The 14265-nt window shown below is 53.0% G+C and carries 14 protein-coding genes; 8 read left to right on the forward strand and 6 right to left on the reverse strand.

From position 1 onward, the window contains the following. Positions 1-8 precede the first annotated feature (8 nt). The 4 genes from A9B99_RS08660 to A9B99_RS08675 form a co-directional block, all read right to left on the reverse strand. Entirely contained in the window at positions 9-830 is an 822-nt protein-coding gene (locus A9B99_RS08660) for a transglutaminase family protein (protein ID WP_064596657.1), read from the reverse strand. Next, positions 827-1756, reverse strand: a complete 930-nt coding sequence (locus tag A9B99_RS08665; RefSeq protein ID WP_064596659.1) for an alpha-E domain-containing protein — start codon at positions 1754-1756, stop codon at positions 827-829. The genes A9B99_RS08660 and A9B99_RS08665 overlap by 4 nt, the downstream gene beginning before the upstream one ends. Beyond that, the gene (locus A9B99_RS08670; RefSeq protein WP_064596661.1) at positions 1750-3189 is read right to left on the reverse strand and encodes a circularly permuted type 2 ATP-grasp protein; all 1440 of its coding nucleotides are present in this window, start codon (positions 3187-3189) and stop codon (positions 1750-1752) included. Before A9B99_RS08670 ends, A9B99_RS08665 begins: the two co-directional genes overlap by 7 nt. Positions 3190-3377: 188 nt before the next feature. After that, a complete protein-coding gene (locus A9B99_RS08675; RefSeq protein ID WP_064596662.1) occupies positions 3378-4292 on the reverse strand; it encodes a LysR family transcriptional regulator in 915 nt (304 codons plus the stop codon). Between the two features lie 454 nt (positions 4293-4746). Between A9B99_RS08675 and A9B99_RS08685 the strand changes: the two genes are divergently transcribed. The 3 genes from A9B99_RS08685 (at position 4747) to A9B99_RS08695 (ending at position 7062) form a co-directional block, all read left to right on the forward strand. Continuing rightward, on the forward strand, positions 4747-5427 hold the full coding sequence (locus tag A9B99_RS08685) for a nucleoside recognition domain-containing protein (protein ID WP_064596667.1): 681 nt from the start codon (positions 4747-4749) through the stop codon (positions 5425-5427). Further along, the gene (locus tag A9B99_RS08690) at positions 5420-5887 is read left to right on the forward strand and encodes a YjiG family protein (RefSeq protein WP_064596669.1); all 468 of its coding nucleotides are present in this window, start codon (positions 5420-5422) and stop codon (positions 5885-5887) included. Before A9B99_RS08685 ends, A9B99_RS08690 begins: the two co-directional genes overlap by 8 nt. A 68-nt stretch (positions 5888-5955) precedes the next feature. Next, entirely contained in the window at positions 5956-7062 is a 1107-nt protein-coding gene (locus A9B99_RS08695) for a M20 peptidase aminoacylase family protein (RefSeq protein WP_064596671.1), read from the forward strand. A gap of 97 nt (positions 7063-7159) precedes the next feature. Here A9B99_RS08695 and A9B99_RS08700 read toward each other — a convergent pair whose 3' ends face one another. Further along, complete coding sequence (locus tag A9B99_RS08700; protein WP_064596673.1) at positions 7160-8137, reverse strand: nickel/cobalt transporter; 978 nt, start codon at positions 8135-8137, stop codon at positions 7160-7162. Between the two features lie 118 nt (positions 8138-8255). Continuing rightward, on the reverse strand, positions 8256-9926 hold the full coding sequence (locus A9B99_RS08705) for an FAD-dependent oxidoreductase (RefSeq protein ID WP_064596675.1): 1671 nt from the start codon (positions 9924-9926) through the stop codon (positions 8256-8258). 201 nt (positions 9927-10127) lie between these two features. Here A9B99_RS08705 and A9B99_RS08710 point away from each other — a divergent pair, with 201 nt between their 5' ends. The 5 genes from A9B99_RS08710 to A9B99_RS08730 form a co-directional block, all read left to right on the forward strand. Next, complete coding sequence (locus A9B99_RS08710) at positions 10128-10460, forward strand: ArsR/SmtB family transcription factor (RefSeq protein ID WP_064596677.1); 333 nt, start codon at positions 10128-10130, stop codon at positions 10458-10460. A 10-nt stretch (positions 10461-10470) separates the two neighbouring features. Then, the gene (locus tag A9B99_RS08715) at positions 10471-10902 is read left to right on the forward strand and encodes a YeeE/YedE family protein (protein ID WP_064596679.1); all 432 of its coding nucleotides are present in this window, start codon (positions 10471-10473) and stop codon (positions 10900-10902) included. Between the two features lie 6 nt (positions 10903-10908). Beyond that, on the forward strand, positions 10909-11325 hold the full coding sequence (locus tag A9B99_RS08720) for a DUF6691 family protein (protein ID WP_064596682.1): 417 nt from the start codon (positions 10909-10911) through the stop codon (positions 11323-11325). 627 nt (positions 11326-11952) lie between these two features. Next, positions 11953-12435 (forward strand): hypothetical protein, encoded by a 483-nt coding sequence (locus A9B99_RS08725; RefSeq protein ID WP_064596684.1) that lies wholly within the window; start codon positions 11953-11955, stop codon positions 12433-12435. A 415-nt stretch (positions 12436-12850) separates the two neighbouring features. Next, positions 12851-14265, forward strand: a 1415-nt coding sequence (locus tag A9B99_RS08730) for a type VI secretion system Vgr family protein (protein WP_156519024.1), incomplete at its 3' end; no start/stop codon positions are given.

Below are 14265 nucleotides of genomic sequence, written 5' to 3' on the forward strand. Positions count from 1 at the left end.
CGTACTATTTATTGCTGTTGTTGCGCCTGCTGGGAAAACTGGCGTACTTCAGCCTCAGAAAACATAACCTCTGCGCCACCGCCCAGACGGCTGCCGCGCACCGGGCAGGCATCCAGGTAGTCCAGACCGACAGCCAGCTTCAGATGTTGCGCCAGGCTGCGGGTATTATTGGTGATATCAAAGGCCAACCATCGGTTATCCAGCCACACTTCCGCCCAGGCATGCATCGCCACATGGTGGGTGTCTTTACTGTACACATAACCGCTGACATAGCGTGCCGGGATTTGCAGGCTACGGCAACAGGCAAGAAACACATGGCTGTGATCCTGGCACACGCCCATCCCTCTGTCGAAGGCTTCTGCCGCACTGTCCTGCACCTGGGTTGCCCCCGGTGAATAGGGCATTCTCTCCCGTAGTGCCGCCATTAGTGTAGTCAAACTCCCCACTGGCGCTTCGGGCTGAAAATAGTGGCTGGCAAAGGCGCGAATAGCATCATTCGCCTGAGTCAGTGGCGTACTGCGCAGGAATACCAGTGGAGAAACCAGCGTGGGTTCTTCATCGGTTTCATTGCTCTCTTCGTTATCGGCAATATCGACTATCCCCTGAGCATGAATCACTATCTCTTTGTGGGGATTATCCAAAGTGAGGACATGCAGCACATTGCCCCAGGTATCTGTGGTGGTCACACTGGCACAGTCCGGAAAGGTGAGCGTCCAGTCGCGAATATGCTGGTGGCCGGAGTCTTGCGGTGTCAGGCGCAAATACTGGGTACTGAATTTCACTTCTTCATCGTAGCTATAGCGGGTCAGGTGATTAATGGTGAGCTTCATACCGTCTCCAGATAAGTGTGGTGAATACTGTCTGCAAGGGCGTTGATCCGGGTTAACAGGCCTGTCAGGTAACTTTGCATATCTGCTTTGACTAAATCCTCCAGCGTGCTGAACCGCAAATCGACATTTAACTGGTGTGCTATGCGCAGGGGTTGTTGCGAATGCTGGTTCGCCACCAGTTCAAGCTGGCCGACAATATCTTCAATACATGCCCGCAGTGAACGCGGCACGTCGTTGCGCAAAATCAGTAATTCCGCCACGGTTTCGCGAGTGACTGGCTGGCGATATAAACTGTTATAGGCTTCCCGGGCACTGACCGCGCGTAACAGGGTATCGAGCCGGTAATATTCGCGCACGGAATCCGGGTCGTTACTGATTTGCTGGTCTTTCACTAACAGTAACTGTGTGGTCGCCTGGGCGCGTTCGATAAGGGTGCCAATGCGAATAAAACACAAGGCATCGTTACGCAGCAACGTACCAAAGATCGCGCCACGAAACAGGTGAGCGCGGTCTTTTACCCAGTCAAAAAAGGCATCGGCGCCAATGCTTTCCACACCCTGCTTACGCAGTTTTTTCAACTGGATACGAGTGGTGTTAATACATTCCCACACTTCTGCCGACAGGCTGCCTCTTACCGCGTGCGCATTGTTCCATGCCAGTTCGACACAACTGCAAATACTGCTGGGGTTGTTGCTGTCCATCGCAAAGAAATTCAACAGGTTATCCATAGAAAAACGGGCGTAACGTGCCTGAAACAGGTCGTGGGTCCACGACAGGTTCAGGGGTAACGCCAAATCCCGCTGTTGCTGGCTGTGACGCGGCATCATGGAGAGTTTGTAAGTAACGTCCAGTACCCGGGCGAAACTTTCTGCCCGCTCCAGGTAACGGGCCATCCAGAACAGTTCACTGGCTGTGCGGCTTAGCATGATTCATCGTCCTCCATTACCCAGGTGTCTTTGGTTCCCCCGCCCTGAGACGAGTTCACCACCAGTGATCCTTCCGTTAGCGCTACGCGGGTTAATCCACCAGGCACCAGGCGGGTTTCCTGCCCGGACAGCACAAAGGGGCGTAAGTCGATATGGCGTGGTGCCAGGCCATCGTCCACAAAGGTAGGGCAGGTGGACAGCGCAAGAGTTTCCTGGCCGATATAATTCGCCGGGTTTGCCAGCAGGCGCTCGCGGAAAGCTTCCACTTCACTGCGTGTTGCCCTGGGGCCCACTAACATACCGTAGCCGCCAGCACCGTGGACTTCTTTGACCACCATCTGGTCGAGGTTATTGAGCACGAATTTCAGGTCTTCGGGTTTGCGGCATTGCCAGGTGGGAATGTTGTTGAGAATCGGTTGTTCACCGAGGTAAAAGCGGATCATCTCCGGCACATAAGGGTAGATAGATTTATCATCTGCCACACCGGTACCAATGGCATTGGCCAGCACCACGCCGCCTGCCCGGTAAACAGAAAGCAGGCCAGGCACACCGAGCATGGAATCGGTACGGAAGGCGAGTGGGTCAAGCCAGGCATCGTCAATACGGCGGTAAATTACATCCACCCGGCGCGGCCCTTCCGTGGTGCGCATATACACCGCGCCAGCTTTAATAAACAGGTCGGCGCTTTCAACCAGTTCCACCCCCATTTGCTGAGCCAGAAAACTGTGTTCAAAGTAGGCGCTGTTAAACCGCCCGGGCGTCATAACCACCACACAAGGGTCATCCACCGGGGAGCTTTCACGCAGCGTTTGTAACAGGTAGCCGGGGTAACGCTCCACCGGGGCAATATGCTGGCGGGCGAACATTTCCGGGTATAACCGCATCATCATTTTGCGGTTTTCCAGCATGTAAGACACGCCAGAAGGCGTGCGCAGGTTGTCTTCCAGTACGTAATAATTACCGTCGCTGTTGCGTACCATGTCCACGCCCGTGATGTGGGCGTAAATATGGTTATGCAGGTCAATACCCATCATGCAGGGCTGGAACTGTTCATTGGCCAGCACTTGTTCGGCGGGGATTAACCCGGCTTTAAGAATGGTTTGGTCGTGGTAGATATCATGGAGAAAAGCATTGAGCGCTTTGACGCGCTGGCGAATGCCCTGGTCGAGTTTTTTCCATTCATCGGCGGGAATAATGCGTGGGACACTGTCAAAAGGGATTAACCGTTCCGTTCCTTCATCTTCACCGTAGACATTAAAGGTAATGCCTATGCGGTGGAACAGCAGTTCTGCCTGCTCTTTTTTCTGCCGTATGGCATTCTGGTCCGTATTCTGAAACCACTGCCACCAGCCATCATAGTGTTGGCGTTGCTTTCCCTCTGCCGTCAACATTTCATCGTAATACACGCCATCCGGTACGGTTATTTTTATCATTACACGCTCCAGTTATTACGTAATCAGGAATAACTGAAAGTGACTACGCACAAACCGTGCCATAGTGGTTATCTTGTTGATTATTATTCTTTTGTTAGCAGCACTCTCCCCCTGGGATTGATTTTTGTTAAGACAGGTATATCTCGTTATGCTTTGTTATGGTGCAAAAAAATAACAATTGCCATGTCTCAGGCCGGAAGCGCACTTTCCGCATCGTTAAAAGCATTGAGTAATAAACGCCACATATGGTGGGCGGCCGGGGTAAAGCGGCGGTCTGAGTTGCGCAGCAAATGGCACTGAGCGCTACTGGCGATGGGGTGATCCACCGGGATGGCAACCAGTTTGCCTTGTTCAATCAGTGAACTGGCGGCAAAGCGGCTCATAAAGGAAATTCCCAAACCCGCCTGGCTCATTCCTTTGGCGGTAGAGAACAGGTTACACCGGTATGCAGGGGAAAAGGTCAGCCCTTTGCTCTGGAACATGGCATTCATATGGCGCTGCAGGCCAAAGCTTTCAGTCAGCGCAATTAACCGCTGCTCTGCCAGTTGTTCAATGGTAACCCGCTCAAGGCAGGCCAGCTCATGGTCTGGTGCCATTACTGCGCAGATTGGCCCCCAACGAAAACTGTGGCGCTTCAGCTCCGGGCTGCCAATGGGCCCGAAGGCAACCGCCATATCTGCTTCACCCTGAACAATATCGTTCAGCATTTCCTGCATACTGGCGACACTGATTTCAACAAACACCTGCGGCCAGGACTCGGCAAACTGGGTCATCACCTCATGAATAAACACATTAATCAGCCCGCCACCAATTCGCACGGAAACCGAGCCACCGCGCATATGGCGCAAATCCCGCAAGTGGTTTTCCAGCTTTTCCCGGCGCTGGCGGCTTTCAAAATAATCTTCCGCAAGCAATTTCCCGGCTTCAGTGAGAATAACTGTACGGCCGCGACGTTCCAGAAGCGGGAGTTGCAGGCGGCGTTCGAGCTGACTAATTTGCCGACTGATAACAGAAGGATTCACGCCAAGAATATCCGCCGCGCGGCGGATTCCACCCTGAATACCAACTTCATACAGATAACTCACCTGTTTTTCGTGGAACATATATCGGCCTTTCATGATTGACTGTTGCTTTCAGGGCAACAATATCATCCATTAACTGGCATTCATATTCCTGTCTGGCTTCGTAATAATCGAATTTATGGTCTTGTGATGTTTTTTTGTTCAACGGTGGCTGCCATGAAACAGTAAAACAGAATTGCACCAAACCAGGGCGTTTATCCGGATTCGGTTATTCTGTTCAGCGGCACTTGCCGGAAAATAATAAGTTTTACCTGCTACAACACCAGGGAACTCTTTATAAAATAAAGAGTGGAGATCTTGCATGCAAAATAAACACTTTGGCATGAGGTTTCCGTATAAAAAATAAAAATAATAGTTAAAAAACACCAAACAGGCACACATCCTGCTTATATCAGGGTAGAGTTAAATAAAAAGCCTGCAAACACAACTTACACAACATCCAATACGTTCCGGAGCTTTGAGAAGAGAAATTAATATGAGCGAAAATAAAACCCTGGAAAATCCATCTGGAGAAACACACAGCGAATGGAGAGTTGGCCCTGGCGCCTGGCTGTCGCTGATTATTGTATTGCTGGTTTTCTCCGGCTTTTTTTATAAAGTGGACGGGATGAACTGGTTGGGCGCATTTGATTTTACCACGCTGGGCGGTAAGTTCGGCACCATGAAGTCGGAAGCGAATACCTTTCTTGGTAGTGGTGGCATAAGTGCCAAAGCAGGCTTCCTGTTTGCGCTGTCACTGGTGCCGACAGTTATGCTGGCGCTCGGTTTGCTGGAGATTTTCACTCACTATGGCGCCATTCGCGCGGCACATAAACTACTTACCCCTTTACTGAAACCTTTGTTGGGGTTACCCGGTTATACGGGGCTGGCATTAATCACGGATTTACAAAGTACCGATGCGGGTGCGGCATTAAGTAAAGAACTTTATGACAGCGAAAGAATTACCCGTAAAGATGTGGTGATTATGGGGGCATGGCAATATTCCGGTGCTGGCTTGATTAATAACTACTTTTCTATTGGCTCAGCCATGTTTGCCTCATTAACCACACCCATTATTATTCCGCTGATATTAATGTTTGTGATGAAATTCGTTGGCGCGGCGGTAGTGCGTCTGGCTTTGAATACCGTTTATAAGAAGGACTTCGCCAATGAGTAACTCAGTAAAAGTATCCAATAACCCGTTTGATATTTTCGTTGTTGGCGCGCGCAAAGGTTTCAATATTGCTATTAATAACCTGATGCCAAATGTGCTGATGGCCTATGTGATTGCCGAAATGCTCAACTTACTGGGTGTAATGCAGATGATAGGCCATGTGTGCGCGCCACTGATGGGGTTGTTTGGGCTGCCAGGCGAGGCGATTACTGTCCTGTTAACGGCCTGGTTGTCATCTTCGGCAGGGACAGGTGTAGCGGTCAGCCTGTTAAGTAAAGGCACGCTGGATGCCGGGCAAATCACCATTCTGGCACCGGCTATCTTCCTGATGGGTTCGCAACTTCAGTATATGGGGCGCCTGCTGGGCGTGGCTGACGTGCCAAAAAAATACTGGCCGTTGCTAATGGTGGTCAGTATTGCCAATGCATTGATAGCCATGCTGTTTATGCGTGTATTTTCCTGAGTCTGTGTTGTTCAGGGCTGCCAGGAAAAATCGCAGCCCGCACCTGCAATAATGAAAAGGAGTAAGACGTGTCCCGTACAATTGAACACTTCAGGGTATTGCATGAAATTCCTGAACTGGGTTTTGAAGAGCACCAAACTTCCGCATACATTGCGGAAAAACTGGAAGCTGCTGGCTACCAGGTTACACGCCATGTGAATGGCACCACGGGGATTGTCGCCGAACTGGACAGCGGTGAGCCAGGCCCGGTTCTGGCATTGCGCGCAGATATGGACGCACTGGGCCATATTATTGATGGCCAGCATGTTGCGCGCCACACCTGTGGGCATGATGGTCACTCATCTGTGGTACTGACTACCGCACAGGAAGTGATTCAGCAAGGGCTGGTAAAAAAAGGCCGGTTAAAATTTTTGTTTCAGCCAGCCGAAGAGCTGGGTACCGGGGCGCTGGCGCTGGTTGATGCGGGTGTGCTGGATGACGTGGATATGTTGCTGGGCTTCCATTTACGGCCGGTTGAAGAGTGCCCGATGGGCAAGGCGGTTCCGGCTATGTACTACTCTGCGTCTTCCACTATCGAAGCCGTATTTACCGGTAAGGCAGCCCATGCTGCGCGCCCACACTTAGGGGTTAACGCGCTGGATGCTGCTGCTCATGCCGTGCAGGCAGTGAATGGGATTCATTTATCACCTTCACTGACTTTCAGCGTGAAAGCCACACGTTTTCTCAGTGATGCGGGGGTGACCAACTCGATTCCTGCTGAGGCCAGGGTCTGTTGGGATCTGCGTTCGGCAGATAATGAAGGCATGGCCGAGCTGAAAGCACAGGTGGAGCGGGCTATTGCTCACAGTGCGCAGGCCTTTGGCGCAACCGTGGCAACCACTATCCTCAAAGAGATGCCTGCTGCGGTTATCGACGATGACGCCACAGCACTGGTGAGTGAGGCCATCCGTGAAGTACTGGGCGATGAAGGCCTGACTGAGCCGAAAACCACTCCAGGCAGTGAAGATTTCTTCCATTATCTGGTACAACGCCCGGCCATTAAAGGCGGGTTCTGGGGGCTGGGTGCCAACCTGAAGCCCGGTTTGCATCACCCGGATATGCACTTTGACCGCAGTGCGCTGGATATTGGCGTGGATGTATTCAAAGCCTGCGTGCGTCGGGTTCTCGGAGCCTAATCAGCGTTAAAAGAAGCCGACTGGCACCAGATGCCGGGATGAATGTGTCACAAAAGCAAAAGTAACATACGGCGGGCAGTTCAGGCCCGCCACAACATTAGCATCCGGCAGCAATATAATCGCCATTGGCACTGACGGGAATAACCGTTAAAAACAGTACCGTGGCGAACAACACCAGTAAGATCCCACCCAGCACCCGAATACAGGGCAACAGCCACTGGTAGTTGGCGGTATGGCCGCCAAACATCGCCAGTGTTTTCTCCCGTGCGTAGCGCACTGCCAGAGAGAGCCCCATAATGGATAAACCGGTCCCCAGCGCCATGGTCATGACTGCGGCAATCCCCCAGGTCACAATCCCCAGTGCGTTGGCGAACATCAGGATCATAATGGCACCACTGCAAGGGCGGGCACCGACAGTAAACATCACACCCAGCCGGATTTTCCAGCTTGCCTGAGCCAGTGGCACGGCAGGAATATGGTGATGTGCGCAGCCACAGTTTTCATGGTGCGCATGGTTATATGGCTCACCGGGAACCGGCTGAACTCGCCGGATGGTTAGTTTGCGGGGTTGCAGGCTTTTCAGTGCCTGGAAAATCACCCACAGGCCAAACAGGCCAATGAACACCGCACTGATTTTCTCAATATACCAGCGACTCTGGCTCAGTGAACCTGAGGCCAGGTTAAACCCTACCGCCAGAATAAACACGAACAGAATCGCGCTGACACCCTGTAACAGACTGCCAACAAACGGGATGATGCGCGTAACTGCTGTGTTTTCCTGGTGGGTGGTAATCCAGGTGGTGACAATAAATTTGCCATGCCCCGGGCCAATAGCGTGCAACACGCCGTACATAAATGAACCCACTAAGAGCCACATCCCGCCTGAATACTGGTGGTTATTCAGTTGCAGCAAATACATCACCAGGTAGCGGTGTAGTGAGATTTGCACAGCCAGGCACCATTGCAAAAATGCGCCCCAGTGAGCATGCAGGAATATCGCTACAGTGAGCACTGCCAGTACCAGTAAAGGCAGTGCGGCATAGCGGGTGGTACGGGAAAGTGAATGTGTCACCATAACTGTTCTCCGGTTAGTGCAGAGAGTATGGCGTAATAACGAACGGGCAGGCAGTGTTTTCTGGCCGGTTACTGATCAAATGGGCAGCCAGAAAGATACAGGCTGCCCATTTCGCCATTTATGCAGGGTTAACAGGGGTTGCCTGCATCGCGGCCTGCCAGGTTTTAAAACCACCGCTCAGGTTACGGGCGCGAAAGCCCTGTGCGGTGAGAATACGATACGCAACATGGCCGCGCAGCCCGCTTTGGCAGCCAATCAGGATCTCTTTGTTTTTCGGCAGCCTGCCCAGATTTTCCCGCAATGTATCCAGCGGAATTGATAGTGCATTGGGGTATTCACCAAACTGCGTCAGTTCGCCGGGGTTACGGATATCCAGCAGGCACTGGGTTGCCGGGTCAAGCTGTTGAATATCACGGGCATGGCAAATCGCTGTGTCACCAGACAGCACGTTGGTTGCCACCATACCGGCCTGGTTTACCACGTCGCGCGCACTGTTAAAGGGTGGGGCATAGGTCAGTTCCAGGTGCTCAAGGTCGGCTACTTTCATGCCAGCCCGCTGAGCGACCGCCAGCACATCAATACGTTTATCGACGCCGTTTTGCCCACTGGCCTGTGCGCCAAGGATCGTTCCATCTTGCGGATCAAACAGCAGTTTAAGGCTGATCATTGCCGCTCCTGGGTAGTAACTGGCGTGATCTGCACTGTGGACATACACCTTTTCATAACGGCGGCCGCGTGCTGCCAGTTGTTTCTCATTCGCGCCACAACTGCCAATACTCAGCGAGAAGACTTTGCAGATTGCAGTTCCCTGGCTGCCGCGATAAGTGCTTCCCCGGTTCATCAGCATGTTGTCTGCAGCGATGCGCCCCTGGCGGTTTGCCGGGCCTGCCAGCGGAATTAATGTGGGAGACTGGAACACCAGATCCTGGGTTTCGACGGCATCGCCCACGGCATAGATACCTGGCACTGAGGTTTGCATTTGCGCATTAACCCGGATACCACCACGCTCGCCTGTGGCAATCCCCGCGTCTGCCGCCAGGCGGCTTTCCGGCTTCACACCAATTGCCAGTAACACCATACCAGTGCGTAATTTTTCCCCGGAGGAAAGCTCAACGCTTAACCCGGCGATATCCCGCGTAACCTGCTTTAGTGCGGTTTTCAGGCGCAGGTCAACGCCGTGGCGACGTATTTCCTGGTGAAGGGCCGAGGCCATTTCCGGGTCTACCGGGGCCATTACCTGGTCGCCCATTTCCAGTAGCGTTACGCTTATGCCACGCTCTGTCAGTGCTTCCATCACTTCGAGCCCAATAAAACCACCGCCCACCAGTGTGGCATGTGAAACATCGTGTTGTTTTATCCAGGCGATAATGGCGTCCATATCATTGATACTGCGCAAGGAAAAAACACCGGGTTCGTTCAGCCCTGGTAGTGGCGGCACAACAGGAGCGGCACCCGTACTCAGCAATAAACGATCCCAGGTTTCGGTGTAATGTTCACCCGTGGTGAGGTTTTTCACGGTGACAGATTTCTGTTCCGGATCAATGGCGAGCACTTCATGACGTACGCGAACATCAATATTGAACCTGGTTTTGAAATCTTGTGGTGTTTTCAGGATAAGCGACTGGCGCTCAGGAATGACCCCACCAATATGGTAAGGCAGGCCGCAGTTAGCGAACGAAACATACTCGCCGCGCTCCAGCACAATAATTTCAGCTTCTTCATTCAGGCGTCTTGCTCTGGCTGCAGCAGAAGCGCCACCGGCAACACCACCAACGATTACAATTTTCATCACATCCTCTCTTTAAGCCTGCCTGGCAAGCTGATTTTTGCCCGTTACTGGGTGGGCAGTGCGCCTGTCCTTCAGTCGATATCTGAATCATCGGTGAAGTTAAGTCTGGTGTGTATAACCAGAAAAAAGCGTGACAGCGCCTGAAAGGCTACACTATACTTAATAATATTATATAAAATCATATATTGTTGGATGTCAATGATGCCAGAACATGATCAGCAAGATTTTTATGACGCAATGAAACTTGCCGCTCAGGGCGCGGCAGATGTGCTGCGTGGTTTATCAAACAGTGACCGGCTGTTGTTGATGTGCCAGTTAAGCCAGGGGGAAGCCAGTGTGGCGCAACTGGAAGCCGCCGTGGGAATTCACCAGCCTACGCTCTCTCAGCAATTGGGGGTTATGCGCCGCCTGAAGCTGGTGGAAACCCGCAGAGAAGGGAAACAAATTTTTTATCGTATTGAAGATAAACGTATTTTATTACTACTCACTACGTTGTATGACCTGTACTGCCCCGTCCAGCAGGATGGGGAATGAGGAGCATGAGATGACGATTAATTTTGCGCAGTTTACGCCGTTAGCCAGTTTCAGTGGTGGGTTGCTGATTGGCCTGGCGGCAATTGTGTTGATTCTGTTTTGCGGGCGTATTGCTGGCATCAGTGGCATTCTCGGCGGCATGTTGCAGCGAGAAACGCGTGCTGAAGGTTGGCGAATTGCATTCCTGCTGGGGTTGATTGGCGCACCGGTGCTGTACCTGAGTTTTTTCCCCCGGCCGGATATCAGCCTGTCAGCCTCCACTCCGCTTATTCTCATCGCCGGGTTACTGGTGGGCGTGGGAACACGGTTAGGTTCTGGTTGCACCAGCGGCCATGGGGTTTGTGGGTTATCACGGTTTTCGCCGCGTTCGCTGGCCGCCACGCTCACATTTATGGTGGTAGGGTTTGCAACGGCAACATTACTGGGCTGGCTACGGGGGTAAAGGGTGATGCGGATTATCGTTTCGTTTATTGCAGGCCTGGTATTTGGCCTGGGGCTGCTGGTTAGTGGCATGGCAAACCCGGCGAAAGTGCAGGGGTTTCTCGACCTGGCTCACCCATGGGACCCTTCGCTGGCGCTGGTAATGGCCGGCGCCATCGCGGTTGGGGTTGTGGGCTTTAGCCTGGCAAAACGGCGCAAAACCGCGATTTGCGGTGGGCCGATTTCGTTACCTACCCGCCGCACACTGGATAAAGACCTGTTTCTGGGTGCGGCCATTTTTGGCCTGGGCTGGGGGATTGCCGGGATTTGCCCGGGGCCGGCACTGGTTCTGGTTGGAGCCGGTTATATCAAAGGGGTATTGTTTGCCGTGGCGATGCTGGCAGGGATGTGGCTGGTTGGTGTCCTGCGCCCGGCTTCACATTAACGCGAGTTATACTGGTGTGCTTATTCGGTTTTCTGAAACAGCCGTAAGAGTTCTTGCGGTGCAGGCTTTTACCGCCCGGTTTGATGAGCCGTATCAGCATGAAAATCGCGATAAGCACAACCAGGTAATCGCAAGTTAATGTGACCAGTACCGAAACTTGCAGGCAAGCCACGAGTGCGATGAATGTTGCTGCCATCATAATGTAGCGGGCTCAATAAAATGAAGAGAAAACGCCTGAGTAGTTTGTATTGCTGATGAGAGGGTTGTTCGTTCATTGGACGGTTTGGTGACAGTTTTGCGTACTGGGTTCCAAATAAAACCAGTGTGTTAACTTATCTGGTAAAACCCCTTGCGATGCCATGTGCCCAACGGTATCTTTGCCCGGCACCTGCAAAATCAGGTGCCGGGATTGACCTCCTGATATTCCTCATCGGCGACACACGGCGCGCGTTGCGTCTCTTGTGTGTCGTGCGCACGGCTACACCTCAATGGCGGGCCGGGCGGGGGCATCGTAAGATGCGCCGGTGTCGATGAGGCCGGTAAGGTCAACTCCGCCCGGTTCTGCCACCAGTGAAATTGACCTTTCCAGTGGCAGCGGTATCAATACAACTCATCGAGGATGCCTTTATGGCTACGACCACTACCCAGACTCACCCGTTATTTACCTTTCCCCTGAGTGCCATAACAGATTTTACCGGGCTGGCGAGCTACTGTGAAAATATTGCAGACGCGCTGCCAGAAACCCACGACACCACGTTAAAAATGGCACTGTTTGGGCGTCTTAATACTTGCCTTACGGTGCTACAGCCCACGCTGTTGGATCCGGTGCCGGAACATCTTGTAGAAAGCCTGACAGTGGACACTCTCCCGGTGACTTCCCCACAGTTAGCACCAGACTGTACTGCGCTCTGCCGCTATGCCATGGCGCTGGTACAAACTCTGATGCAGCAAGGGCTTCCCCCGGAAACGGAGCAACAACTGACGGGGTTGCTGTCGGAGTTAATTAATTACTTTGCCGCAGAAATGAAAGCGCCACGCTGGCTGCGTACTGAACAGGGTGTGGTAAATATTGAAACGGCTGTTTCCTGGCAGGGTTGTGTGTTGCCGTAACAGCGAAAACAACAAACCGCCTTCGGTGAACGGCACCACAAAAGTTGGGTACCCACTGAGTAACGGGCTGTTCATCAGGGCGGTTTTTAATACGGGGCAAGGGGTATTCAGAGTAAGGGGCTGGTGTTTTTCGCTGTTCTGCTATATCTGCGCATCATCTGCTTACCTCCTTTTTCAGTTAAATAAACTTAAGAATTTTCTAGTTATGGATTAAAGATCTGTAAAATACATCATTTATAGATCGTTATGCCATTATCATCCGTAAAGAACTGTAGTGTGCGACACGCAGACAGTGACAGACAGAGAGATGAGATGGCTGATAGTTTCCAGAACGAAACGCCCGGAGCAAGGCATGCCCGGTGGTGGGGCGGTCTGTATCAAGAGCAGCCTTACCGATATAAAGGGAGTTAACACCATGAATCTGACAGGGATGCGCAACACGCTCACCCGCAACACCCTGAACCGCTACCGCCTCACCATACCTTCCTGCAGCGCTGACACCGATGTGGAAGATTTCCGTGGCGAAGAGGCGATGAGCGCGCTTTACCGCTACACCATCAGGTTTACCAGTACCGACAAAAACATTGATGCCCGCCAGCTCCTGGCCAAACCCGCAACACTGACGATGGGCGCAGGCAACCTGCTTTCCCTGGCAGACCGCAAAGTGGTACACGGGGTTATCACGCATTTCACCCGCACCGGCGGCTCCGCAGATGAAGCGAAGTACAGCATTGTACTGGAACCTTTTATTGCACTGCTGGCTAACCAGTTCCGTACTCACCGCTTTTTCGTCAACAAATCGGTGCCGGAAGTGGTGGCAGAGGTCCTGCGGGAGCACCGCCTGAATGGCTGGGAATATGAGTTTATCCTCAGCCACGACTACCCGAAACGTGAACAGATTAACCAGTACCAGGAAAACGACCTGGCGTTTATTGAGCGCCTGCTGGCTGAACTGGGGATTTTTTACTTCTTCACCCTGCACCCGGAAACACAAACCGAAGTGGTGAACTTTGCCGACAGGCCGGGCGCCTGGTTCTTCGGGAAAAAACTGCCGTTAAACAGCCCGTCCGGCGCTAACGATAATGGCGCAGACTCGGTATGGGATGTTCATGTTACGCAGAATGTGGCGGTGCGCTCGGTTACCGCCGGTGACTACAACCACCGTGAAGCACAACGGGTGTTGCTCTCGGAGCCCGCCGACATGACCCGGGGCGACGGCGAGGGTGTCACCTGGGGGGATGTCTACCACCACCGGCCACGGCACCAGGCGCGCGGAGATAACATTAACCCGGCGCCTGAAACCGGCCACTTCTGGGCGCGCCTGGAGCATGAACGCTTTTTATCAGACCAGACCCGGGTAACGGGCCGCAGTACCGACCATACACTCAGCCCGGCGCAGGTTCTGGTTATCACTGAGGCGGCCATGCCACCCACACTGCCCCGGGAAACAGAAAACGGCGTGGTGATTATCAGCACGGTTTACACCGCCAGCCGCCAGAACGCCCTGCAGGTGGCGTGGTCAGCCATGCCTTTCTTTGAGAACCGCTGCTGGCGCCCGGCGGCGAGGCCTCGCCCGGTGGTCAGTGGCACCCTGATGGCGCGGGTGACCAGCGCCAAACCCGACGACATCTACGCCTGGCAGGATGCCTCGGGCCTGTACCGGGTAAAGTTTGATGCCGACCGCGACGACAAACGCAAAGGTATGGAAAGTATGCCGGTGCGTCTGGCGAAACCTTATGGCGGGCACAAATATGGTTTCCACTTCCCGCTGGTTCAGGGCACCGAAGTGGCGATAGCCTTTCACGAAGGCGACCCGGACCGGCCGTATAT

Source organism: Mangrovibacter phragmitis (assembly GCF_001655675.1).
Taxonomy (GTDB): Bacteria; Pseudomonadota; Gammaproteobacteria; order Enterobacterales; family Enterobacteriaceae; genus Mangrovibacter; species Mangrovibacter phragmitis.

Coding starts and splice junctions, on each gene's coding strand:
- A9B99_RS08700 (WP_064596673.1), bottom strand. CDS start 8,137: ATGGTGACACATTCACTTTCCCGTACCACCCGCTATGCCGCACTGCCT.
- A9B99_RS08720 (WP_064596682.1), top strand. CDS start 10,909: ATGCGGATTATCGTTTCGTTTATTGCAGGCCTGGTATTTGGCCTGGGG.
- A9B99_RS08675 (WP_064596662.1), bottom strand. CDS start 4,292: ATGTTCCACGAAAAACAGGTGAGTTATCTGTATGAAGTTGGTATTCAG.
- A9B99_RS08665 (WP_064596659.1), bottom strand. CDS start 1,756: ATGCTAAGCCGCACAGCCAGTGAACTGTTCTGGATGGCCCGTTACCTG.
- A9B99_RS08705 (WP_064596675.1), bottom strand. CDS start 9,926: ATGAAAATTGTAATCGTTGGTGGTGTTGCCGGTGGCGCTTCTGCTGCA.
- A9B99_RS08725 (WP_064596684.1), top strand. CDS start 11,953: ATGGCTACGACCACTACCCAGACTCACCCGTTATTTACCTTTCCCCTG.
- A9B99_RS08685 (WP_064596667.1), top strand. CDS start 4,747: ATGAGCGAAAATAAAACCCTGGAAAATCCATCTGGAGAAACACACAGC.
- A9B99_RS08670 (WP_064596661.1), bottom strand. CDS start 3,189: ATGATAAAAATAACCGTACCGGATGGCGTGTATTACGATGAAATGTTG.
- A9B99_RS08710 (WP_064596677.1), top strand. CDS start 10,128: ATGCCAGAACATGATCAGCAAGATTTTTATGACGCAATGAAACTTGCC.
- A9B99_RS08715 (WP_064596679.1), top strand. CDS start 10,471: ATGACGATTAATTTTGCGCAGTTTACGCCGTTAGCCAGTTTCAGTGGT.
- A9B99_RS08660 (WP_064596657.1), bottom strand. CDS start 830: ATGAAGCTCACCATTAATCACCTGACCCGCTATAGCTACGATGAAGAA.
- A9B99_RS08690 (WP_064596669.1), top strand. CDS start 5,420: ATGAGTAACTCAGTAAAAGTATCCAATAACCCGTTTGATATTTTCGTT.